Origin of the sequence: Muriicola sp. Z0-33, assembly GCF_026126425.1 — a bacterium.
Lineage (GTDB): Bacteria > Bacteroidota > Bacteroidia > Flavobacteriales > Flavobacteriaceae > JAFMPW01.
On sequence record NZ_JAFMPW010000001.1, the window covers coordinates 594,433 to 617,201 of the forward strand.

21 protein-coding genes and 1 tRNA gene are annotated in these 22,769 nt (G+C 39.2%); 8 read left to right on the forward strand and 14 right to left on the reverse strand.

The features are described 5' to 3' along the window. Nucleotides 1–79 precede the first annotated feature (79 nt). The 4 genes from arsM to J1G40_RS02620 form a co-directional block, all read right to left on the reverse strand. On the reverse strand, nucleotides 80–1,045 hold the full coding sequence (arsM, locus tag J1G40_RS02605; protein WP_265240718.1) for an arsenosugar biosynthesis arsenite methyltransferase ArsM: 966 nt from the start codon (nucleotides 1,043–1,045) through the stop codon (nucleotides 80–82). A 10-nt stretch (nucleotides 1,046–1,055) separates the two neighbouring features. After that, a complete protein-coding gene (locus J1G40_RS02610) occupies nucleotides 1,056–1,874 on the reverse strand; it encodes a purine-nucleoside phosphorylase (protein WP_265240719.1) in 819 nt (272 codons plus the stop codon). Continuing rightward, nucleotides 1,867–2,490 (reverse strand): TIGR04282 family arsenosugar biosynthesis glycosyltransferase, encoded by a 624-nt coding sequence (locus J1G40_RS02615; protein WP_265240720.1) that lies wholly within the window; start codon nucleotides 2,488–2,490, stop codon nucleotides 1,867–1,869. The genes J1G40_RS02610 and J1G40_RS02615 overlap by 8 nt, the downstream gene beginning before the upstream one ends. A gap of 64 nt (nucleotides 2,491–2,554) precedes the next feature. Beyond that, nucleotides 2,555–3,049 carry a rhodanese-like domain-containing protein gene (locus tag J1G40_RS02620; RefSeq protein ID WP_265240721.1) on the reverse strand — a complete coding sequence of 165 codons (495 nt, stop codon included), beginning with the start codon at nucleotides 3,047–3,049 and terminating at the stop codon, nucleotides 2,555–2,557. Between the two features lie 114 nt (nucleotides 3,050–3,163). Between J1G40_RS02620 and J1G40_RS02625 the strand changes: the two genes are divergently transcribed. Together J1G40_RS02625 and J1G40_RS02630 are read left to right on the forward strand one after the other, a co-directional pair. Next, nucleotides 3,164–4,735: a glycoside hydrolase family 32 protein gene (locus J1G40_RS02625; RefSeq protein ID WP_265240722.1), complete on the forward strand. Its 1,572-nt coding sequence runs from the start codon at nucleotides 3,164–3,166 to the stop codon at nucleotides 4,733–4,735. Nucleotides 4,736–4,947: 212 nt separating this feature from the next. Beyond that, the gene (locus tag J1G40_RS02630; protein WP_265240723.1) at nucleotides 4,948–6,336 is read left to right on the forward strand and encodes a type IX secretion system membrane protein PorP/SprF; all 1,389 of its coding nucleotides are present in this window, start codon (nucleotides 4,948–4,950) and stop codon (nucleotides 6,334–6,336) included. Nucleotides 6,337–6,355: 19 nt separating this feature from the next. Here the strand turns inward: J1G40_RS02630 and J1G40_RS02635 are convergent, their stop codons facing one another. The 8 genes from J1G40_RS02635 to J1G40_RS02670 form a co-directional block, all read right to left on the reverse strand. Then, entirely contained in the window at nucleotides 6,356–7,654 is a 1,299-nt protein-coding gene (locus J1G40_RS02635) for an ADP-ribosylglycohydrolase family protein (protein ID WP_265240724.1), read from the reverse strand. Next, nucleotides 7,651–8,622, reverse strand: a complete 972-nt coding sequence (locus J1G40_RS02640) for a phosphotransferase (protein WP_265240725.1) — start codon at nucleotides 8,620–8,622, stop codon at nucleotides 7,651–7,653. Before J1G40_RS02640 ends, J1G40_RS02635 begins: the two co-directional genes overlap by 4 nt. 125 nt (nucleotides 8,623–8,747) lie before the next feature. Further along, nucleotides 8,748–8,972, reverse strand: coding sequence for a hypothetical protein (locus J1G40_RS02645; protein WP_265240726.1), 225 nt, complete (start codon nucleotides 8,970–8,972; stop codon nucleotides 8,748–8,750). A 388-nt stretch (nucleotides 8,973–9,360) separates the two neighbouring features. Beyond that, a complete protein-coding gene (locus J1G40_RS02650) occupies nucleotides 9,361–9,531 on the reverse strand; it encodes a DUF6747 family protein (protein WP_265240727.1) in 171 nt (56 codons plus the stop codon). A 360-nt stretch (nucleotides 9,532–9,891) separates the two neighbouring features. Then, a complete protein-coding gene (locus J1G40_RS02655; RefSeq protein WP_265240728.1) occupies nucleotides 9,892–10,302 on the reverse strand; it encodes a nuclear transport factor 2 family protein in 411 nt (136 codons plus the stop codon). Nucleotides 10,303–10,824: 522 nt separating this feature from the next. Further along, nucleotides 10,825–11,298, reverse strand: a complete 474-nt coding sequence (locus tag J1G40_RS02660) for a hypothetical protein (protein WP_265240729.1) — start codon at nucleotides 11,296–11,298, stop codon at nucleotides 10,825–10,827. Nucleotides 11,299–11,510: 212 nt separating this feature from the next. Further along, on the reverse strand, nucleotides 11,511–12,065 hold the full coding sequence (locus J1G40_RS02665) for an REP-associated tyrosine transposase (protein WP_265240730.1): 555 nt from the start codon (nucleotides 12,063–12,065) through the stop codon (nucleotides 11,511–11,513). Nucleotides 12,066–12,470: 405 nt separating this feature from the next. Next, nucleotides 12,471–12,543: transfer RNA gene (locus J1G40_RS02670), tRNA-Phe, on the reverse strand. Between the two features lie 102 nt (nucleotides 12,544–12,645). Here J1G40_RS02670 and J1G40_RS02675 point away from each other — a divergent pair. The 6 genes from J1G40_RS02675 (at nucleotide 12,646) to J1G40_RS02705 (ending at nucleotide 20,403) form a co-directional block, all read left to right on the forward strand. Further along, nucleotides 12,646–13,374 carry a type III pantothenate kinase gene (locus tag J1G40_RS02675; RefSeq protein WP_265240731.1) on the forward strand — a complete coding sequence of 243 codons (729 nt, stop codon included), beginning with the start codon at nucleotides 12,646–12,648 and terminating at the stop codon, nucleotides 13,372–13,374. After that, entirely contained in the window at nucleotides 13,375–14,640 is a 1,266-nt protein-coding gene (locus J1G40_RS02680; RefSeq protein ID WP_265240732.1) for a hypothetical protein, read from the forward strand. It begins immediately after the preceding gene. A gap of 40 nt (nucleotides 14,641–14,680) precedes the next feature. After that, nucleotides 14,681–16,054 (forward strand): tetratricopeptide repeat protein, encoded by a 1,374-nt coding sequence (locus J1G40_RS02685; protein WP_265240733.1) that lies wholly within the window; start codon nucleotides 14,681–14,683, stop codon nucleotides 16,052–16,054. Nucleotides 16,055–16,056: 2 nt separating this feature from the next. Further along, on the forward strand, nucleotides 16,057–16,662 hold the full coding sequence (lptC, locus tag J1G40_RS02690; RefSeq protein WP_265240734.1) for an LPS export ABC transporter periplasmic protein LptC: 606 nt from the start codon (nucleotides 16,057–16,059) through the stop codon (nucleotides 16,660–16,662). Nucleotides 16,663–16,864: 202 nt separating this feature from the next. Then, the gene (locus tag J1G40_RS02700) at nucleotides 16,865–18,154 is read left to right on the forward strand and encodes a hemolysin family protein (RefSeq protein WP_265240736.1); all 1,290 of its coding nucleotides are present in this window, start codon (nucleotides 16,865–16,867) and stop codon (nucleotides 18,152–18,154) included. A 134-nt stretch (nucleotides 18,155–18,288) separates the two neighbouring features. Then, nucleotides 18,289–20,403 (forward strand): peptidylprolyl isomerase, encoded by a 2,115-nt coding sequence (locus tag J1G40_RS02705; RefSeq protein WP_265240737.1) that lies wholly within the window; start codon nucleotides 18,289–18,291, stop codon nucleotides 20,401–20,403. Between the two features lie 3 nt (nucleotides 20,404–20,406). Here J1G40_RS02705 and J1G40_RS02710 read toward each other — a convergent pair whose 3' ends face one another. Both J1G40_RS02710 and J1G40_RS02715 read right to left on the reverse strand, forming a co-directional pair. Then, nucleotides 20,407–21,315 (reverse strand): GYDIA family GHMP kinase, encoded by a 909-nt coding sequence (locus J1G40_RS02710; RefSeq protein WP_265240739.1) that lies wholly within the window; start codon nucleotides 21,313–21,315, stop codon nucleotides 20,407–20,409. Further along, nucleotides 21,316–22,635, reverse strand: coding sequence for a hydroxymethylglutaryl-CoA reductase, degradative (locus tag J1G40_RS02715; RefSeq protein ID WP_265240740.1), 1,320 nt, complete (start codon nucleotides 22,633–22,635; stop codon nucleotides 21,316–21,318). It abuts the gene before it with no gap. Nucleotides 22,636–22,769 lie beyond the last annotated feature (134 nt).

Genomic DNA, 22,769 nt, shown 5'->3' on the forward strand with positions numbered 1-22,769 from the left:
CATTAGAACATTCTATCTGAATCTATATATTTTTACGGTTACCTTTTTAGCATCTTACGATTAATTTGCTACTAGAGATTTAACAGCAACCACCACCATCATAATGCCAGGTACTTTCACTTATATGTATTTCTTCGGAAGTTGCGGCCAGGGCATCGGCGGTTTTGTCGCATACTGCCAATGGCTGGTTTTGCAATAGCACATGACCTTTATTGTCATCGAAATATTCGTCATTACCGAAGTAAATGGCAGTCTTCCCTGTAAAAATACATGGCCCGTCAGTGGGCATAGCATCTTTAATGGCTGCAATTTCGATAGCTTCTATATGTACTAATTCGTCCGTAGGATAATGGTTGGGTGAAAGTACACGGTAAGATTTACGTGCTCTGATTTCAATAGTCCCAAAACCAGCATCCGTAAGTACTTTAACGTAGTCTTTAATTGAAATACTACCACTTAGGCATAATGCACGAAGCCGGTCGTCATTTCTCAACTTGTCATTCATAGGCTGTTCACATACCGGATCACTCATTACAAGGCGGCCATGCGGCTTTAATACGCGGTACATTTCATTAATTGCTTTTTTTAAATCTTCCGCTTTAAAAATATTAAACAAACAGTTTTGCGCAGCCACATCTATACTTTCATCTTCAATAGGCAGGTTTAAAGCATCTCCCTTTATAAGTTGTACAAACTCGCTATTAAACCAATCGTTCTCTTCCTCTGCTATTTTGAAGTTTAACCTTGAAGCTTCTAGCATTTCATCTACCACGTCTACTCCGATTACCCCGGCCGCCTGTCTTGAGAAATATGAGAACTGCAGCAACTCCATACCCCCACCAACGCCTACATATAGCACCCTGGGGTTGTTAACGAGATCCTGGGCAGCAACTGTGCTTCCGCAACCATAGTTCATCTCTTGCATTATTTTCGGGATAGACAAACCCGGGAACTGCCAAACCGGGTTAGTGGTGCAACAAAGACCAATATCTGGTGTTAGGGCGGCTTCTTTGTACAAGTCGTTCGTAGCCGTTAAATAGCTCATGTATTTATAATTAATTTAATTCTTTAATCAATTCCTTGAATAATCTAATCATTTTGGGTTCTGTCTTTCCTGCAATCGCTATGATCTCATGGATATTTACCGGTTTAAGGTTATCCGGATCGCATTCGTCTGTCAGGACAGAAACTGCTATAACAGGTAGTCGTAAATGATTGGCTACAATTACTTCTGGAACGGTACTCATACCTACGGCATCGGCCCCAAGCGTTCTGAGCATCCTATATTCTGCCTTGGTCTCCAATTGTGGACCAACAACCGAAGCATATACCCCCCTTTGAAGAATAATGCTATTGTCCCTGGCAATTTTTCGCAGGGCTTTCCTCATTTGCGGATCATATGGCTCTATCATATCCACAAACCTTTCACCAAATTCTGTTACTTGCTTAAATGCCAGAGGAGAACCTCCCTGGAGATTTATATGGTCTTCAATGAGCATAATATCTCCCTTTTTGAAATTCAGGTTAATTGCCCCGGCAGCATTAGAAATAAAAAGTTTTTTAATACCGAGTAAATGCATCACACGGATGGGATATGTAATGTCTAGCAGGTCGTACCCTTCGTATAAATGGAAGCGGCCTTGCATTACTACTACTTTCTTACCTGTGATAGTTCCATAAACCAATTTCCCACTATGGAATTCTACTGTTGCCAAAGGGAAAAAAGGGATGTTATGATAATGCGCTTCAATAGGATCTTCTATTTCTTCTACAAGCTTGCCCAGGCCAGTACCGAGCACAATACCAATTTCGGGGGCATCAAATCCCTTTTTTCTAAGGTAAGCTACAGATTCTTCAAGTTGCTTTTTAGTCATTCTTCAGATGTTTTAAAAATGGTAAGAAGGCCTTATTATCTTTGATGTCTTCATAGATATCCACATCGTTACGGACATCGAGGAGTGCGTACTTTTCACCCTCAAGATTGCTAAGTGTTGCTGCAAGTACATTAGATCTACCCCACTCTTTGTTTTGAAATAATGATATTTTAGGTCTGTTCATACCTAATAAATAGTAACCTCCGTCCTGTGCCGGGCCAAGTACAAAATCATTTTCTCTCAGCCTTTCAAATGCATGAATAAGATCTTTTTCCGAAAGGTCGTATAAATCGCTCCCAATAATAATGATATGCTCGTAACCTGCATTAAAGCCTTCATTAAAGGCATTGAGCATTTTCTCTCCGAGGTCATCGCCTTCCTGAAGTTTTTTATCGTAAACTGCATTTGACCAGATATCATTTTCCCAAATGGCTTCCGAATAATACACCACTTTGTCCGGATCAATTTTTCTGGTAATGCCAACCGTATGTTCAAGAAGAAATTCATATATCTCCAATGCCGTCTTGTTGCCAACAGTTGCCGCAAGTCTTGTTTTGCACTTACCTAATTCAGGATTTCGTGTGAATATTATTAGTAGGTCTTTAGAAGCTGTCAATAGTTTTAATTTTCATTTTGCAAAGAAGGATAGTTGCTGCCGTTATATCTCTCTAATTTTCGTTTTAATCGTCATACACTTTAATGGCATTAGTCAATAATTTTCCCCACTTCTTACTATAGGCATGAACAGAATCTGTTTCCATTTCCTCTGGGTTATAAACGGGATAACCTTGGTTTTTCCATTCAAAAATTCCACCGTAAAGGTTTTTAACATTAGTAAATCCTGCCTTTATCATCTTTTCCCCAATGTCTTCGGACCGCACTCCAATAGAGCAGTACACAACCACGGCTTTATCTTTATCGGGAATCAACTTTGAAATACTATCTATTCTGAACTCCTCATATCCTACCCAAAGTGCAGCGTTCAGATGACTGATTTTATATTCTTCTTTTTTCCTGGTATCTAAAAGAATTACCTCCTTTGAGTTAAGGTCATCTCCATAAATGTAGGGGACACTTTCATCGTTTAACCTTCGCAGGCTCTTATCTATGGAATCTTGCCCACATGCTGTGGTTATAAGAAACAAAACCAATATGATACATTTTGTGATACGCATTTAGAGGATCAAATTATAGATTCAAAGATAGGGTTTTGTCGGTTTTTATACCCTTGGCTAACAGCAATTATGTGTATATTAGTTTTTGTTTTTTTAACCAATTAAAGAAAAGTTATGAGATTGTCCGGATCAGCACTTTTTATATGCTTTTTAATTTTAGGAATAACCGCTTGTAAGGATAAATCAAGGGAAATACCCCTTAAAGAAATTGATAATGTAAACGAAATACCTCTTATGGAAGATTATAGGCCTCAATTCCATTTTACACCTAAGGAAAAATGGATGAACGACCCTAACGGACTAGTTTATAACAAGGGAATTTATCATCTTTTTTATCAGTATTATCCGGAAGATATTGTTTGGGGACCCATGCATTGGGGGCACGCAATTAGCAAAGACATGGTTTTTTGGGAGCATCGGCCAATAGCATTATATCCTGATGAAAAGGGCTTGATATTTTCAGGAAGTGCCGTAGTAGATAAAGAAAACACTTCCGGATTTGGAACCCCGGAAAACCCTCCATTGGTTGCCATATTCACCTACCATAATATGGAAGGAGAAAAAAGTGGAGAATTAGACTTTCAGACACAAGGTATTGCCTATAGCCTGGACAACGGGGAGAATTGGGAAAAGTATAACGGTAATCCGGTCATAGACAATCCCGGCATTAAAGATTTCAGAGATCCAAAAGTGTTCTGGCACCAGGCTTCAGAGCGTTGGATTATGGTTTTGGTGGCTGGGGACAGGGCCCAGTTTTACAATTCTAAGGATTTGAAATCCTGGGAGTTTATGAGCGAGTTTGGCAAGGAGCATGGAGCCCATGGAGGGGTGTGGGAATGCCCGGATTTATTTCCTTTAAAAGTAGATGGTGATGGCGCCGAGAAATGGGTGCTGATCATTAGTATTAATCCCGGGGCGCCCAATGGAGGCAGTGGCACTCAATATTTTATCGGCGATTTTGATGGTACTACTTTTACCACATCTCAGCAGGATGCAAAATGGATAGATTGGGGAACAGACAATTATGCCGGGGTTACCTATAACGAGGTACCGGATGATACCAGATTATTTATAGGATGGATGAGTAACTGGAGCTATGCCCGCGATACTCCTACAAAGCAATGGAGAAGTGCCATGACACTGCCCAGAACACTTACCCTTAGAAGTTTTGGAGATGAGATTTTACTTGCAAATTATCCCATTGACGGTTTAGATGCCATATTAAGGAAGGAAGAAGCAAGAAATTTAAGTATACCGGCCATGGGAACAGACAGTATTCAGTACAATCATCTTAACCAGGGAGAAGTGCGTTTTACCACCGAGGCAAAGAATTTTAATTTGAGTTTTTCGAATGATAAGAATGAAAAGGTGATACTTACTCTGGATGGTACAGAGAAGATTTTCACTTTGGACAGAACAAAATCTGGCAAAACCGATTTTCAGGCAGACTTTGGGAGCATTGTCCAAAAGATGCCCGTTCAGGACCTTCCGGAGCAGGAAAATGAATTCAGGATATTGATAGATTGGTCTTCCATTGAAATTTTTATAAATAAAGGGCAGTACGTGATGACCGCACAGATTTTTCCAAACGAAAATTTTAATGAGCTTAAAATGGTTAACTCCTCTGATTCCGTAATGACGATAAACAACTTGGAAGTAAGTAAAGCAGAATCTGTCTGGCGCTAACTATTATACATTTCGTATTTATCGTGAATTTTCGGGCAAATTACTTATGGTCAGTAGCTTAAGCCAAAAGAATTGCTTAGGGATTAAAATAAACCTTTCATTTTTTAGTTATACTATTTCCAGGGGCGATCTAATTAGAAATGGACAATATCCATTGACTTCCTCTGACTATTTTATTGTTTTTCGTTTTCGCGCATCACAACCCAAATCTGATGAGAATTTTATTGCTGCTTTTCTGTGTGCTCCTGGGGAATTCTGTTTATTCCCAGCGGCTTATTGTTCCGGATCAGGAGTTGCTCTATCCATTCTTAAATGATCCTTCTTACATAGGAGAGGGGCAAAGAGTACAGTCTACAGGACTACTTCAATTTTCAAATTCGGATTTTCAGCATACCACAAAATGGTTAAATGCGCAGGTTGCACTTTATGACAATGTTGCTTTTGGCCTGGATTACTTCAATGATTCTTATGATTTCTACGACTATTCCACTGTTATGTTCACTACTGCAGTTAAGGTAGGACTGGGAGAATACAACCACTTCTTAAAATTAGGATTATCGGGGGGCGGAGAATCAAGGAAACAGGATAGCCGGCCTTTGAGCATGCTACCGCCAGGGCTCAACTATGTTCCGGATGTCACCAATAATAATATAGATTTCATTTACAAGGCTGGTATCCATTATACTAACAGGAATATCACCGTAGGCGGATATTTAAATAGCTTGCCGGTTCAGAGTGTTGTATTGGAAAATCAAAATCAATTACTGTTTTATGGCATTGAGGAGGGCTTTTCGGCCTATGCCCTATACCATTGGAGGGCCGCGGATAAGGTAAGAATCACCCCGATGTTTCGCTATCTCAGTTATTTGGATGAGGCCATATATGAAGGGGCGGTTAAAGCAAATTACGCAGACAAGGTAGAGTTTAGCCTCGCCTACAGAAATGATTATTCTATTAACCCGGCATTTAGAGTCAGGGTCATAAAGGCATTAGATATTGGATATTCTTATGAGACGGCCATGGGAAGTACAGACTTTGAAGATGTACATGGGATCAGTGCTTCTTACAAATTCTTTATGGCTGATGAAGAAGAGCCGGAGTGGCTGAGAAATGTAAAAGACAATATAGAAGAAGTTGACGAAATAAAAGAGAACAAAAGAGAGGAAAGGAAAGCTGAAAGGGAGAAAAACAAAGAAGCCGTTAAAGCCCAAAAAGAAGCAGAAAAGGCCGAGCGTATTAAGATAAAAGAAGAACAAGCTGCTGAAGAGGTTGTAATAGAAGAGCAACCCAAGACGGAGGTTGAGCGGAAAGAGCAACAAAGTCCTTTACTTGACGCACCGGAAGCCGATAAGGAAACTGGCATTTTAGCAAAAGGATTCTATGTTGTTGTAGGGAGCTTTGATACACCAAAGCAGGCCGAAACCTTTATGAAAGGGTTAGATAGAAGCATATATTTCCCAAGAATGGGGAGAAAAGAGGCCAATGGACCACTTCATGTATATATAGATTCGGATTTTGACGGGGCGGAAGCAAATAAACGTTTACGGGCGCATAAGCTAGACAGGAATTTTAAAAATGTGAAACTGCTCGAGGTGGAATAAGCCTTTTTGACGTAATCCCTTATTTGTACAACTCATCGACCATCGAACTTGCCAGGGTTTCCAGATCTATACCTAATTGTTCTTTATTTACACGCAGTATTTCTTCACTTAAGTTTTTTGGTAAGCCGCTAAAACCATCTTTGGCACCAAGAATCATTCCTGCCACTGCAGCAACAGTATCATTATCCCGGCCATAGTTGACAATGAATTGAATAGTTTTTTCAAAATCTCCCTCCCCAAATTCAAGTGAAGCAATTAATATTTGCCAAATTTCACCGGAATGGAATGCGATAGCCTTTTTATCTTTTTCCAGCTGGTTATAAACAAAATCCTGTTGTATCCACTCAGTGTTGCTACCATTATACCCTTTGGGTTTAATAATACCCATAGCGGCTTTCAGATCTACCGTGTCAGCAACTTCAATCTCACGAGAAAGCCAGACACTTTTTCTGGCCGCAAGAGCGATATCTGCAGATATTCTGCCTACAAGCCTACTGTCCTGATACCGTAGTGGATCTATAAAAATTGCCGTATTGATTATAGAATCCATATCACTGGTCTGCAATGCCATATTGGTGAGTCCGGAAACAAGGGCAGAGATATCCCTGGCGTATCCCAGGTCGAATATGGTATGGTTGTAAGCATCAGTGTAGGCGGCTTCCGGGTTGGGGTTCACCAGGCCTATCATTGGGGTGTAGAGCATTCCGGCACAAGACATTTCCCCGCCGTAGAAGCGGTGTTGGGCGTTAAGGTATTCTTCTGTTCCTTTTTGATATGCTATGGCCACCCGTGCCCATTCTTTAATCCAGTCTACCGGCTCTAATTTTGCATCAAGCGCATCGGGCTGATTTAAGATGTCTTTATTTCCAAGTTGTGCAGCAACAGATTGGTAGTAGCTGCTGATAAATTCGGCAAATACTGTGGCGTTTCTAGCTGTTTTATGGCGAATAAAATATTTTGCCATAAGTAGTTTCCAACGGGTGTCATCTGTGGTTGCACCGGCGTTGAGGTTGTTTTCCCAGGTGCCCTCGGGAGATTGCACCCTGGTGGCGGGGGTAAGCCCGCTTATGTATCCGTATTGTCTTTGGATATCTGTCCGGTGCCACATTTCGGTAGAGGCCCCCATGGCATCACCTATGGCAGATCCCACCAGGGCACCCAATACTTTGTCATGGTATTCTTCTTTACTCAGCTGCAAGGTATCCTGTCCATAGGAAAGCTTAATAGGCTCCGGAATATATACTTCAGCTACCTGCTCTTTGCAGGAAAAGGAAATTACTGTTAATAATAGTCCAATTGCAATTGTCCAATTTTTCATCCCATAATTAGTTTTCTGGCCTGTTGTAAAAGATAGTCTTTTTCATCTATAGAACGTTGCAGGGGCAACTGTGCAAGACCAATTAACCTTCTTATGATCTCAATTCCGGCAACTTTTTTAACAAGAGAGCGGTCTATATTACCAGAATATTTACCTAGAATATATTCCTGATCAGAGTATTCCATAGTTGCCATGATTGTATGTGCACACATCACCCCTAAATCAAATTCTGCAAATCCCACAAAACTAAATTCCGGGTCAATAACATATACACTATCCTCCACAGTCATCCAACTTCCCGGATAGTAGTCCCCATGGATCAATGTGTCTCCCGGGGACAGGTATTGCTGGCCCACTAAAGCCACAATTTCTTTAAGTGCCTTATCTGTTTTATACGGTTTTGATAGCGCCTGTAATCCAGGCTGAATTTCATCGAGCTGAAACCCGTTTTCTTCCAGAAAGGGGAGCTCAAAAATATGTTGGTAATTCAGCTGCCTCAATTCCAGGTTTAAGGGGAAATTTTCGGTAGGGCGAGCGCTGTGTATTTCAGTAACGATGCTTAATAGCTTGTCTAATACTCGCGACTCTATCTTTCTGGCAGCATATATTTGGGTCATATCATCTATATTGCCCAGGTCTTGCATCAGCAATAGGTAGTCCGGTGCTTCGTATCCATAAATTTCAGGAATATGGGAAGCAATGGCATCATTTTTTACAGCATCATAGAATTGAAATTCTACGGCAATTCTATCTAATGGAGCAGGAATTTGTTGATATTTTTGAACAAACGGACGCGACTGTTTCAGTATAAATGAACGCTGGTTGGTAATAAGTCGTACCACAACATTCATATTACCTTCACCGGGTTTTTCCACACTAAGAATTTCTTCATTAGCTAAGAGCCATCCCCTTTTGTTCAGATAGTCCTGAAAATCAGAAATGGGGGTATCCAGATTAAAATTTATCACGACAATAGGCTTTAGGTGCCACTACAAGATAAAAATAATATGGTGGGAGTAATTTTTGAAATAGAATGCCGGTACTTCTTTAGATTACTTTGAATTAAAGGTTTTGAGACATTGAATAGAGTTCATTAGGATGTCAGCGGTCTTCCTTTAAGTCGCTTCTCTATCTTTTGCTTCTTCTCGGTCAATCGTTTCATCAGATCCATAAGACTTGCATCTTTGGTCTTTTTGTAGATTTCGTTAATAGACAAAATTAATCTTTTGGCTTCCCTGGATGCAGCTACCCTGTCACTGGTAGACATATGAGATAATGTTGTTTTCTCAAACTCCAAAGCTTCTTTAATTAATTCCATGGTGTATTTTTATGTAAAGTTATTCTAAATAAGCTAAAAAGTCATAAACGTACAATAATTACTGTTTATGGACTAATCGAAAGAAACTATTTTGTGATTTTTTTATGAAAAAAATCGGTAAAAGCTGCTAAAGGGGTAGAAGGGAGTGTAAAAAGTTGTTTAAAGATCGGCCATAGGGTAAGTTACGACCTTAGCAATACTGGTAAACGAGCAAGGCTAAATAGTGGATATGATATATCCGCTGAACTTATTATATACTTAAGCTCAGCGGATTTTATTATAACTCAAATAATTTTGCCACTGTACAAACAAAGATGACCAGAATTAAACTGGCAATGGCAAATAAAAAGTCTCGGAATTCTCCTCTTATTTTCATAATCAGTGGGTTTTAATCAAAAGCAAAACCTGTATATACTCTGAACACAAAGGCATAGAGTACCACAAGTAGCATCACGAAGCTAAACCAGGCAAACGCCCTGAAATAATTTCGAACCAGGTAGTTCCCAAGGTTTTTAAAAGCTTCCGCATAAATTTCTTTAAAAAGTAATATTGTTTTCATTAGTTAAATATTTCGGGGTTTATGAGTACAAAGTTGCATGCTTATGGAATATCGAGGTGAAAATTTCGATATGGAATAGGAAAAGTATCGATGAAATGCATCTTGGCTGTCTTTCCCCGTGATTTTAGGGACTTAATCGATGTACGGTATTATGCCTGCATTAGATAATCGGGCAATATTCAGGATAAGCGGGTCTTTTTATTGAAAAAACAAGGGAGCTGGTATAAAAAGGGGGTATTTCAGAGTATTTGCACTGAAAAATTGGGTTCATTTCAAAGTATAATTACCGGATAACAAGGCATATAGCGCCTCATTATCCGGTAATTGATCAATACTGTTAGTAAAAATAAGCTGGCTGGGCTAGCTACTGGCGTGTACCCCCATTACTTCCTGAAGCGCAGCAGTATTTACATATTGCTGAAACTTGGTCACCTTTCCGTCACTTAAATGCCAGATATGACATACCTGGGTGTCCTGCGACTTGCCAGTGGCCTTAAAAGTGCCGGAATACCGTCCTTCTACCACTACTGTATCTCCGGCATCATAAAACAAATTCGGATGTACTTCAAAACCGTCCCATTCTTCTGCTAAACGTGCAAAGAGTTGATTTAATACTCCATCCGGACCAATAATAGCTTCCCCACTGGGCATATAAGGGTTTCCTTCGGCTTCATGCCATTTAATTTCAGGATCCATAGCACCTAATACGGCAGGTACGTCACCCCGTCCAAATGCCGCGTAGGCATTCTTAATTACATCTACATTACTCATAGAGTTGGTTGTTTAAAGGTTAATTATTATATGATACGCCAGGTACTTATAGCCTAAGGAGAAATTTAGCATTCCACAGGCGACTAAAACCGGGCAAATGACGAGGGAATTATTGATTTATAAGGTACTATAAATATTATGTATTACAAAATACTGTAGTTGTTCATATGCGCCGATCATTACTTACAACTTACTACTTACTACTTACTACTTACTGCATACTGTTCACTGTTTACTGATCACTGTTCACTTTCTCCAGCCGCATCATCTCGCATTGTTTATTGCTAATTGTTTACTGTTAATTGAAAAAGCCAGGAGATACCTCGCTTCCCATTGTTTATTGATTATTGTTTACTGTTAATTGAACCAGCTCGGTGTTCCTTTGACTCCCCGGCTGCAAACCTGCCTGCCGGCAGGCAGGTACAAAAAACCTTTTTAATTCTGCTCTAATGCATTCGGATCCTACAAGCATTACTTCTAGATAATACCATATCAATTTACGAGGTGAAATAATTATTTAAATTATTGAAAAAAATTATTCTCTTGACTAAAAGTTATGTCAATTTTATTGATTTCTTTTTTATTTAGAATCTGCACATAGAAAGAGTTACTAGCCCACACAATAAAAAGCGGATTTTCTTCAAAACCACACTCAACTAGGCGTCCTTTTGATTCCGTAATTTGGTTTGATTTTTCAGTGATTACTTCCTCTCTAAATGTTTCCTCACCGCGCTTATAAAGTAAATCAGGCTTACCATATCTATCAACCATTTGCTTATAAAATGAAACGTCTAAGAGACCTTCGAGTTGAAAAGAGACTGATTCAATGCCATCATTTTTTTTGGTTGTAATCACTATACTTTTTAGGGGCCTGGAACAAAATGCGTCCCTAAGTCCAATTAAAGTATGCATTTTACCTCCCCCTTCAATTTCGGTAGTGTATAATATGTCCTCTTTTTGAAGATCACTAATTCGCTTACCAATAAATACCTCCATTTCGGAATTTTGTGTATTAAACAAAATAACAATAATATTCCTAACATGATTACCTACAATCTTTTCTATCCCAACTTAAATCTACTACATATGGAGATAAATATCACATTGGAAATGGAGGATCTTTCTGTACTCCTCCAATATTCCTCATTCCAAGTCGAATATCTTGTTCCCAACACCAGATAGCGCGGATTTATAATCCGTGCTAACGCTCACGCAATAAATAAAACCGCAATGTCCAATTCATTTTCCAATTCCGCATAATTTCTAGCCGAACTAAAAATGTAATCTTCAGGACGTGCGACTATTTTTTCAATAACCGGATTGTTGTGAATGTAATTAATTTTTTGTTTTATAAACCAATTAGACCTGGCAATCTCAGCGTGGTAACCGATCTGCCAAACTTTGTAAACTTGATTTCTTTTTAAATGCGAACAAGCCCTTTTAAAGTGATTCAACATCCACTCTCTTCGGCTCTCCGGATATCCAATAATATTTTCTATAATCTTCTTTGAAGTGTATTTTTTAAAATCGCGAATAATATCAGACAATAACTGGCCATCCTTTGCTTTACATAGTAAGTGAATATGGCTAGTCATAATACAATAGGCATAAATTTCCAGTCTTCTTTCTTTTTGGCAGTATTTAAGACTATTTATCAAAAGGTATTTTTGTCTAAGTCTAGTGAAAACATCTATCCAATCTGTCGTGCTTATTGTAATAAAGTATAGCACATCTGGCATTGTAGCTTTGTATTTGGTAGACATAGGTATACCAAATTAACAAGACCTAGTGCAATGTCATTGCAGTTTCTAGTTGAATGTTTAGTATAGCACGGATTGCAAATCCGCGCTATCTGGGATGTTTAGTATAGCACGGATTGCAAATCCGCGCTATCTGGGATTGCAAATCCGCGCTATCTAGTTCACTGTTCACTTTCTCCAGCCGCATCATCTCGCATTGTTTATTGCTAATTGTTTAATGATTATTGAACAAGCTCGGTGTTCCTTTGACTCCCCCTGCTGCAAACCTGCCTGCCGGCAGGCAGGTACAAAAACCCACCGCTTGCAGCGGTGCTTTTTATATTCCCCGCCCCTTTAGAAAAGCAAGCTTTACACGGTGTCGGGGAATAAAAAACCCGTTCTGTACAGAACGGGTTTTTGTGCTTGATGTGGTACCTCCAGGAATCGAACCAGGGACACACGGATTTTCAGTCCGTTGCTCTACCAACTGAGCTAAGGTACCATCCTCTTGAAAGAGGGGGCAAATATAATTTCAAATTTAGGAACTACAAACAAAAAAGGGAAAAAAGGCTGTTGTTTTTTTACAATTATTGATCTTTGTACTATGAACCTTATTATCGATGTGGGTAACACTTTGCTGAAGATCGCAGTCTTCGACAAATCGCGTATGATCTTTATCGAAAAAAAGGCAATTAACGATTTTCCCGAAAGTGTTAAAACCTTATTGCACAAATATCCCAACATAAAAAGGGCTATAGTATCTAATGTGGGGCAATTAAAGAAAAAAGACCTGGATGTACTCACTATTTTTTGTGATGTCCATCAACTGAGTCATAAATCCCGGGTACCTTTTAAAAATTACTACGCTACCGCAAATACCCTCGGAGTGGATAGAATAGCACTTGCAACTGCAGCGTTTTACTTTAACCCCAATGGCAATACCCTGGTGATTGACGCAGGGAGTTGTATTACCTACGATATTATAAATGATAGTGGAGAATATCTGGGAGGTGCTATTTCTCCTGGAATGGACATGAGATATAAGGCCCTGCACAATCAAACTTCGCGGCTTCCATTGCTGCAATCTTCGGACTTATTAGATTTAATTGGAAATTCTACTGAGGGGAGTATACACAGTGGCGTAGTTAATGGTATCTGCCAGGAGATAGACGGCATCATTAATCAATACAAATCAAGATTCGAAGATTTAACAGTTATTTTAACAGGCGGGGATGCTCAATTTTTGTCTAAACGACTAAAAAATACCATATTTGCGCATTCTAATTTTCTCCTGGAAGGCTTGAATTATTTGCTGGAATACAACAAACGCTAGATGGTAAAAAAAATCCTGATTGTTTTTCTTTGTCTCATCGCTTACGGGGCAAATGCTCAGAACGGTACAGTTTCCCCATATTCATTTTTTGGAATCGGAGACCTGAGGTCTGCCGGAACTATAGAAAACCAAATGATGGGGGGGTTAAGTATGTATACAGATAGTATTCATCTCAACCTTAGAAACCCGGCCGCTTATGGCAAACTTAGACTAACGGTTTATTCTGTTGGTTTGTCGCATAAAGAAATTCGCTTAAATAGCTTTACAGATGAGGAGAAAAGTAGCGTTTCCAATGTGGAGTACCTTTCTCTTGGCTTTCCAATTAGTCCTAAAATGGCAGCGGGCTTTGGTTTAAAACCATACTCTTCAGTAGGTTATAACCTGTTATCGGAAAGTTTAAACAGCAACCAGGCAACCGTACTCAATCAGTATAGTGGAGATGGGGGGCTTAACCAGGCGTATTTCTCACTTGGTGTTGAGCTAGCCACCAATCTACATCTGGGGGCAACTGCAAACTTTAATTTCGGTACACTCACCAATAGAAGAGTGCAAAGCGTAGAAGGGGTTCAATTTGGAACCATTGATCGGCGAGAGTCTAAAATTAATGGTTTTGATTTCAATTATGGAGCTACATATACACCCACTTTTAATGATAAGTATACCCTCTTTACTTCTGTTACAGTGAATACCCAGGTAAATCTTACTTCTGAGAATACTCAGAGCATAGGATCATTTTCACTGAACACTGGTGCGGATATTGAGGTCATAGATGTGGACCTGGCAGCACAGGGTCTTAGAAATACAGAATTAAAAATACCGACCAGGACAACTCTTGGTCTGGGATTTGGAGAAGATAAAAAGTGGTTTCTTGGAGCGGAATACGGATTCCAGGCACTGAGTTCTTTTACCAACGATTTTGTGGATGTGGAAAATATTAGCTATCAGGATGCAAGTAGTATTGCAATAGGGGCATACTTTGTACCGGATTATTCTTCGTTCGCCAATTATTTAAGAAGAGTAACCTACAGAGCCGGGGTTAGAATGGAGAATACTGGCATGATAGTGAACAACACAGAGATTAATGACTTTGGCATAACTTTTGGACTTGGATTACCATTGGGCGGAAGTTTCTCTAATTTGAATCTTGGTTTTGAACTGGGATCGAGAGGAACAACCACCGCTGATTTAATTCGGGAAAACTACCTGAAAGTGAATATAGGACTGTCTTTAAACGATAGATGGTTTAGAAAAAGGCAAATAGATTAATAAAAATTTAGTACATTAACCGCTTTAAACAATTTATAAAATGAAAAAGGAACTTTACTTAATGATGATTGCTTTTTTGGCAAGCATGGGCATAAGTAATGCTCAGGGTCAGAATCCAGAATGTATGACTAACCTTTCCATATATTCTGAGCATGTGAAAGTGAAAAACTATGATGCGGCGTATACGCCTTGGAAAATGGTTTATGAGAATTGCCCCGATGTTAACCGGGCTAACTTCACTTACGGTGAAAGAATATTAGCGGATAAAATAAAAAATTCTTCAGGTTCCGAGAAAGATGGTTATATCCAGGACCTGTTAGATCTGCATGATAACAGTATTAAATACTTTCCCACTAAATTCTCAAAAGCGGGTGTTGCGATAGACAAGGCCCTCTTAAAGTATGACAATAAAATGGCTTCGAATACAGAGATATATGATATCCTGAGCGATGCATTTAAGAATGACAGGGGGAATTTTAAAAACCCAAAAGCACTTTACCTTTACTTCTCAAGTTTAGTGGATCTTCATGGATCTGGTGCTAAAGAACTTCAGGAGGTTTTCGATGTATATGATGATGTTACTGAGAAAATTGAAGATGAAAATAAAAAATTAACAGGTGTTATTACCCAGCTGCTTCCAAAAGATTCTCTTGGGACTCTAACTTCCAAAGAGAAAAGAAGGTTGAAAGTGGCCACTACAAATTCTCAGTCGTATGGTAAAATTGCCGGAAGTGTAGACTCCAAATTAGGAGCTCTTGCAGATTGCGGTAACCTGATTCCACTATATGAAAAAAGTTTTGATGCTAAAAAAGGAGATATCCAATGGGTAAAACGTGCGGTTGGAAGAATGTTTAGCAAAGAATGTACTGAAGACCCGATGTTCCAGAAGTTGTTTGAAGCTCAATTGGCACTAGACCCTTCAGCAGATGCATACATGTATGCCGGAATGCTAAAGTTAAAGTCTGGGGATAAGAATGGTGCGATAAGCGACTTTAATAAGGCTGGAGAACTTGAAACTGATACATACAAAAGGTCTAATCTTATGTACAAGATTGCTACTATCTACAGAAGAAGTGGTAGTAAAGGGACGGCCAGAAGCTATGCTCAAAAAGCGATAAATGCTAATTCGGCAAGTGGTAAAGCATATCTGTTAATTGCAGCATTATATGCAAGTAGTGCTAATGCTTGTGGAAGCTCTCCTTTTGAGAAAAGAGCAATGTACTGGAAGGCTGCAGACATGGCACGTAAAGCCGGCAGAGTAGATCCTTCTCTTAGTGGAAGAGCCAGACAATCTGCTGCTAGTTATAGCGCTAAGGCACCTTCAAAAACAGACATCTTTAATTCAGGCATGGCTGGTAAAACAGTATCTTTTAATTGTTGGGTAGGAGGCAGCGTAAAAGTGCCTAATCTATAAGAATGACACAATTTACTGGAAATAAAATTTATAACATTGCCGCAGTTTTTTCTGTGGCAATGTTTTTTTTAAGCTGTTCAGATAATTACAAGCGTGTAGGAGAAGAAGCAGGAGAGCCTATTTTTCCTCAGGGAGTGGCACAAAATTTTGTGCTTACCTATACAGAAACTGCTGCTGAATTAAAAAGTGAGGGTGTGGAGCCTTCAAAAATTATTGCCGTACTGACCAGCCCTATTAGCGAGGACTTTGATAATCTAAGGTTTCCACATAAGACCTTTCCCAAAGGGCTGTATGTAGAGTATTTTGATAAGGAGAATAACAAAAGTACCATCACTGCTGATTACGGAATTCTGTATTCCAGTACAAATTTGATAGATTTACAAGGGAATGTTATTTTGGAAACCCATGATGGTAAAAGATTGGTAACACCACAATTGTATTATGATCAGGTCAATGAATGGATCTTTACACAGGCTCCGTTTCAATATACCAACCCCGAAGATGGTACAATAATGGATGGGGAAGGGATGGATTTCAATAAAGAATTTAGTGTGCTCGAGGCGCATAAGACCACGGGATTAATGCTTATTAAAGAAGAAGATAAATGATTAAAATATTAAGATACACGGAGTACCTATATCTAGTTGTGGCTATTGTTTCTGTTTATAAGATCGTCACACTTTGGGATCAAAATCCAAAAGACACCTATATATTTATATTTTTTGCACTGGTATCTATTGGAATGTTCATATTTAGACGGAACTACAGAAAGCGCTTCGAAAAACGCCAAAGAGATAATCAAAAATAAAATTGGAATTATCCATAGCCATTATTGTCATTTCACTACTCTTGTCCGCCTTTTTTTCAGGGATGGAAATCGCCTTTATTTCGGCCAATAAAATCCATATTGAATTAGAAAAAAAGCAACAGGGAATTCTTGCCAAAGTACTCACAAGAATTACCAGAAAGCCTTCCAAGTTTATTGCAACCATGCTTATCGGAAATAATATTTCCCTGGTAGTCTATGGACTTTATATGGGAGATTTGCTGATGAATTGGTTTACCGGGTTGCTGCCTTCAGATAGTGGTTTTGTGACCTTACTCCTTACAGATTTTAGTCTTCTGACCCAGACTATTATATCTACTATAATCATTTTACTCACAGCTGAGTTTTTGCCCAAGGTTTTGTTTCAGATCTATGCGAATACTTTGCTCAAAGTGTTAGCAATCCCCGCATATTTCTTCTATATCCTCTTTACTGTTATTTCGGATTTTGTGATTTGGGTGTCCGATTTTATATTGAAATCCTTCTTTAAAACTGATGGAGATGAAGTGCAATTGGCCTTTAGTAAATTGGAACTTGGCGATTACATTTCAGAGCAAATGGAAACCGTGGAAGAAAAGGATGAGGTAGACTCCGAAATTCAGATTTTTAGAAATGCGCTCGATTTTTCTACTGTAAAAGCCAGGGAGGTTATGATTCCGAGAACGGAAATTACGGCTGTGGAATTTCATGAAACCCCAAAAAACCTGACGAAATTATTTTCAGAAACCGGATTTTCAAAAATACTGGTGTATAAGGATACAATAGATAATATTATAGGATATGTTCACTCTTATGAACTTTTTAAAAAGCCAAAAACAATAAAAAGCATACTGTTACCTGTAGAGTTTGTGCCAGAGACCATGCTGATAAATGACATCCTCAATGTGCTGACCAAAAAGCGCAAGAGTATTGCCGTTGTTCTGGATGAATATGGTGGTACAAGTGGCATTATGACCGTGGAAGATATTGTTGAAGAATTGGTTGGTGAAATTGAAGACGAGCACGATAGTACAGACCTGTACGAAGAACAGATTGATGAGCACACATTTAAATTCTCTGCAAGGCTCGAAGTGGATTATCTGAACGAAAATTACCGCCTGGAGCTACCCGAAAGTGAAGAGTATGAAACACTTGGTGGGCTCATTGTTAATGAAACAGGTGAGATCCCGGAGCAAGATTCAGAGATTCAGGTAGAGCAGTTCTTGTTTACGGTTCTGGAAGTATCCAGTACCAAGATAGATTTAGTTACCCTCAAGGTTGGGGAGAAAGAATAACACCCGTAACTAAATAGCAAAACCCTTCATGCCTCCTTAGTTTTGAAGCTAACTTCATCATTTTTATAATGCAAAAGTTTTAAATAGAGGAAAGAAAGTGGTAATTTCGCGAACTGATTTAAAAAGTCTATACCATGGCAATTTTAGAGAATATTAGAAAACGTACAACAGTTTTGATCCTTATCATTGGGATGGCATTGTTTGCATTTGTAATATCCGGAATATTTACTAGTAATGATTTTTCAGGAGGTAAGGTAGGATCTGCCATAGCTGAAATTAATGGAGATGAAATTTCTATTGATGAATTTCGAAGAAAGGTGGAAAGGGCTTCCAGGAGAAGCGGACCAACAACTTCTTCCATGCAATTGGTAAATAGTGTTTGGAGCCAGGTAGAAAGAAATACCATCTTAGGACAACAAATAGAGAATCTTGGAATTGAAATTGAACAAGATCAGATTATTAACGTAATTAAATCTAGCCCGGGATTTACCCAGAACCCTCAATTTCTGGATGAAAGCGGCCTTTTTGATGAGAATAAGTTCATAGATTTCCTCAATGAACTAAGAATAAATGCCCCGGCTCAATACCAGGATTGGTTGCAAGATGAAGAAGCCATAATACAAAGTGCAAAAGAACAGGCCTATTATAATTTAATAAAAGCGGGAACCAGTGCTACTCTGAAAGAAGGTGAATTGGACTATAAATTGGCCAATGACAAAGTGGATATAAGATATGTAAGAATACCTTACACAAACATTCCGGACAGCACCATAATTATCTCTAAAAAGGAAATAGCAGATTATATAAGTAATCACGAAGACGAGTACACTCAGGAGCGCGCCAGGGATATTCAATTTGTCTATTTTGAAGAGAAACCTTCTCTCCAGGACGAAGCAGCTATTAAGGAAGCTGTTACTGCCCTTATTGAGGATACGGTAACCGAGGCAAAAGATACTACTTACGTTGAAGCAGGTTTTAGAAATACTACCGATGTAGCTGCCTTTTTGGACAGAAACTCAGATACTAAATTTGATACCATTTACAAAGCACATAAAGATCTTCCTACCGCGTTTGCCGATACACTAGTGGCATTGCAGCCCGGAGAGTTGTTTGGTCCTTACAGAGACGGAGAGGCATTTAAGGTTTCAAAAATGATTAAAAGAAAAGCTAACGGTTCTGTAAAAGCCAGTCATATTCTAATTACTTATGAGGGTGCAGAACGTGCTAACCCTGCAATAAAAAGAACAAAAGAAGAGGCAGAAGCCAAAGCTAATGAGATTTTAATAGAGGCTAAAAAATCAGGAATTGTATTTGCCGAACTGGCCAGGGACAATTCTGATGGTCCTTCGGCACCTCAGGGAGGGGATCTTGGATTTTTTCAGGAAGGAGTAATGACTCCCAAGTTCAATGATTTTGCATTTGGCAATCGGATAGGATTTGTTGGATTGGTTGAAACAGAGTTTGGATTCCATATTGTAAAAGTCGATGAAAAGAGAGACATCGTACAAATAGCAGATCTTACCAGATCTATTGAGCCCTCTGAAGAGACCATTAATACCTTATTTACGGATGCCACTAAATTTGAAATGGCATCAACTTCTTCGGAACAACCTTTTACAGAATTGGCCAAAGAATACGAATATGTGATGCGCCCTGTGAACAGGTTAAAAGAACTGGATGAAAATCTACCCGGACTGGGTACCCAGAGAGCCTTAGTGCAATGGGCATTTAATGATGATACCGAATTAGGAGATATTAAGAGGTTTGGTATAAATAATGGCTATGCCGTGGTTCAGGTAACTGCAAAGTACAACGAAGGCCTTATGGATGTTGAAGATGCTTCAGCCACAGTATTGGCTAAAATCAGAAAGAGTAAGAAGGCCGCTAAGATTAAGGCGGAAAATACCGGGAAGTCACTGGAAGATCTGGCGTCTACCAACAATACGAATATATCTACAGCCACAGCTTTAACTGTAAAAACCCCAACCATTCCAGGGGCAGGCAGGGAGCCTTTGGTAATAGGAACAGCATTTTCACTTGCTCAGGGAGGAGCCTCAGGATTAATTGAAGGCGAAACCGGAATTTTTAAATTGGAGGTGACTAAAAAGGAAGAAGCTCCTGAGTTGGAGAATTATTCCACTTATGCCACTTCTTTACAGACGGCTAATGCCGCTCGTGTTAGTAGCGAAGTATTTAATGCTCTAAAAGAAAAAGCGGAAATTAAAGACAACAGATCTGTTTTCTACTAATCGCTAGGACAACACCATTTTTTCATACGGAATAACTACTTCATATCCTTTGGAGTTGAAGTAATGCGGTGATTGTTCATTCCCGGCTGCCAGAATAAAATCACCACCCCATGCCCCCAGACTTTTAATAGCAAAAGGGTAATCTGGGAAAAGAGTTGCTTTTACAGTTGGTAATCCTAATACTGCTGAAAGTAATGATTCATGACGGAGCATCAGGGATTCAAAATCGGACAGACCCTTACAATTTGTCATATTTTCTGTAATCTCCGTAATTTGGTTGATCAGCAAGGCTTTGTCAAAGTGTTGTTCCCGATATTGAGAAATTCCTTCTCTACTATCTTTTTTCTTATTTAAGTATACAAAGTACAACTTAGAGGTAAAGGGAAGATCTAATGAGATTTCCTTTACCCTTGGTATATCATTCTCTAATTGATATAGTAAAGGGGTATCATGACGGGCACAAGCAATGTCATAACCGCTACCTCCAAAAGTTTCACGCAATAACTTATAAGGATCAACGGCGGCCCAATTTGATATATTATTTATTAGGGTAGATGAAGAGCCCAATCCCCAGTTCATTGGAAAATCTACTTTACTCTCCGCTGTGAACCCCTCCTTGCCGGTCAGAAATTCCGGATTCAGTCTTTGAGCAGCAAGCAATATCTTTTTAAGAGTTTCTCCTGTTTTGGAGTTGACCATGGAGAGTTTGATATTGTTTAGTTCTAAATGGAATTCGAACCACAGTGCATCATTATGATCTTTACTCATCCAGTGCAGTCTGCCGGTCTTATTGGAAGCAATGTGTAACGACTGCCCATAGGTTGTAGGTACGGCCAATCCAAGTGCACCGTCCAGTATAGCATACTCTGCACTAAGCAGTAGTTTACCATTGCTATGATATCTATTCGTCATTTAAATACTTCTGATTTTTTCTAACCCTTCTACAACGGCATTGTGGGTAATGGGATGTTCTTTAAAATAATTGAGTAGCTGTTCTTTTTCATTATCGGAGGCGCCCATTTGATTAAGGATATTTAGCAGATGCATTTTCATATGCCCTTGTTGAATACCCGTTGTGACTAGAGAACGAAGGGCCGCAAAATTCTGTGCTAATCCCGCTACTGCTACAATCTGCATAAGTTCTTTGGCACTGGGTTGCCTAAGAATTTCAAGTGCCAGTTTTACTAATGGATGTAACCTGGTAAGTCCACCAACAGTACCCAATGCCAATGGAATTTCAATCCAAAAATAGAAATGCCCATTTTCTATTTTGGCATGAGTCAGACTGGAATAACTCCCGTCTTTTGAAGCATATGCATGTACGCCTGCCTCTACTGCCCTGAAATCGTTGCCGGTGGCAACCACAACCGCATCTACCCCGTTCATGATCCCTTTGTTATGTGTTACGGCTCTATAAGGCTCCGACTTAGCAATGGCCACTGCCCTTACCATTTTTTTTGCAAAGGCAAGAGATGAAATAGTCGTTTCTTCGCTCAGATCTTCAATGGGGCAGCTCACCTCCGCTCTTACTAGGCAGTTGGGGACGTAGTTAGAAAGAATACTCATAACAATCTCGATACCCTTTTCTTCCTCATTAAAGATATCTGAGCTATTGACTTCTCGTTTCAAGGTTGTGGCGAATTGTTCCAGGCACGAATTGATAAAGTTAGCGCCCATCGCATCAGCGGTTTCAAAGGAGCAATGCAGCTGGTGATAATTTGCCAGGGCCTCATTTTTATTACGAAGGGTAATACTTTTTATTCCGCCACCTCTTTTTTCCATATTCACGGTTATAGGGGCGGCATCAGCAATTAATTTGGGCTTAATTTGAATAACAAAACGCTCAAGTTTATCGAAATCTCCATTGTACAAAAAATGCACCTGACCAATTTTTTCTGTACCGATGACCTCTGCTCTAAAACCTCCTCTGTCTAACCAAAATTTAGCGGCCTTACTTGCTGCGGCGACAACAGAACTTTCTTCAATAGCCATTGGTATGGCATATAAATTATCGTTGATCAGGAAATTAGGGGCAACAGCAAGAGGAAGGTAGTAGTTGCTGATAGTATTTTCTATAAATTCATCATGCAATTGTTGCAATTGCGAATCTGAATTCCAATACTGTTGCAACAATTTTTTTGTGGCTTCAGGATTCTGGGTATAATTGGTTGCAATCCAATTTATTTTTTCCAATTTGGTGAGACGGGAAAATCCCTGAATCGGCTTGGTCATAATAGCGGTATTTCTCCTTTCAAAGATAGTGAATAGCAGAATAGATCAGAAAGCCTGTTATCACTGGATAAACATGATCTCCAAAGCTCAATAATTGTGAGCAAAGTTATTTTTTTAGCGAAAATATTAGTAAA

Bases quoted from the DNA above. Each gene is read 5' to 3' on its own strand.
- J1G40_RS02610 (WP_265240719.1), bottom strand. From the start codon at position 1,874: ATGACTAAAAAGCAACTTGAAGAATCTGTAGCTTACCTTAGAAAAAAG.
- J1G40_RS02675 (WP_265240731.1), top strand. From the start codon at position 12,646: ATGAACCTTATTATCGATGTGGGTAACACTTTGCTGAAGATCGCAGTC.
- J1G40_RS02710 (WP_265240739.1), bottom strand. From the start codon at position 21,315: ATGACGAATAGATATCATAGCAATGGTAAACTACTGCTTAGTGCAGAG.
- J1G40_RS02645 (WP_265240726.1), bottom strand. From the start codon at position 8,972: ATGGAATTAATTAAAGAAGCTTTGGAGTTTGAGAAAACAACATTATCT.
- J1G40_RS02715 (WP_265240740.1), bottom strand. From the start codon at position 22,635: ATGACCAAGCCGATTCAGGGATTTTCCCGTCTCACCAAATTGGAAAAA.
- J1G40_RS02655 (WP_265240728.1), bottom strand. From the start codon at position 10,302: ATGAGTAATGTAGATGTAATTAAGAATGCCTACGCGGCATTTGGACGG.
- J1G40_RS02650 (WP_265240727.1), bottom strand. From the start codon at position 9,531: ATGAAAACAATATTACTTTTTAAAGAAATTTATGCGGAAGCTTTTAAA.
- J1G40_RS02705 (WP_265240737.1), top strand. From the start codon at position 18,289: ATGGCAATTTTAGAGAATATTAGAAAACGTACAACAGTTTTGATCCTT.
- J1G40_RS02660 (WP_265240729.1), bottom strand. From the start codon at position 11,298: ATGGAGGTATTTATTGGTAAGCGAATTAGTGATCTTCAAAAAGAGGAC.
- J1G40_RS02635 (WP_265240724.1), bottom strand. From the start codon at position 7,654: ATGAAAAATTGGACAATTGCAATTGGACTATTATTAACAGTAATTTCC.
- J1G40_RS02685 (WP_265240733.1), top strand. From the start codon at position 14,681: ATGAAAAAGGAACTTTACTTAATGATGATTGCTTTTTTGGCAAGCATG.
- J1G40_RS02630 (WP_265240723.1), top strand. From the start codon at position 4,948: ATGAGAATTTTATTGCTGCTTTTCTGTGTGCTCCTGGGGAATTCTGTT.
- J1G40_RS02625 (WP_265240722.1), top strand. From the start codon at position 3,164: ATGAGATTGTCCGGATCAGCACTTTTTATATGCTTTTTAATTTTAGGA.
- J1G40_RS02620 (WP_265240721.1), bottom strand. From the start codon at position 3,049: ATGCGTATCACAAAATGTATCATATTGGTTTTGTTTCTTATAACCACA.
- lptC (WP_265240734.1), top strand. From the start codon at position 16,057: ATGACACAATTTACTGGAAATAAAATTTATAACATTGCCGCAGTTTTT.
- J1G40_RS02665 (WP_265240730.1), bottom strand. From the start codon at position 12,065: ATGTCTACCAAATACAAAGCTACAATGCCAGATGTGCTATACTTTATT.
- arsM (WP_265240718.1), bottom strand. From the start codon at position 1,045: ATGAGCTATTTAACGGCTACGAACGACTTGTACAAAGAAGCCGCCCTA.
- J1G40_RS02680 (WP_265240732.1), top strand. From the start codon at position 13,375: ATGGTAAAAAAAATCCTGATTGTTTTTCTTTGTCTCATCGCTTACGGG.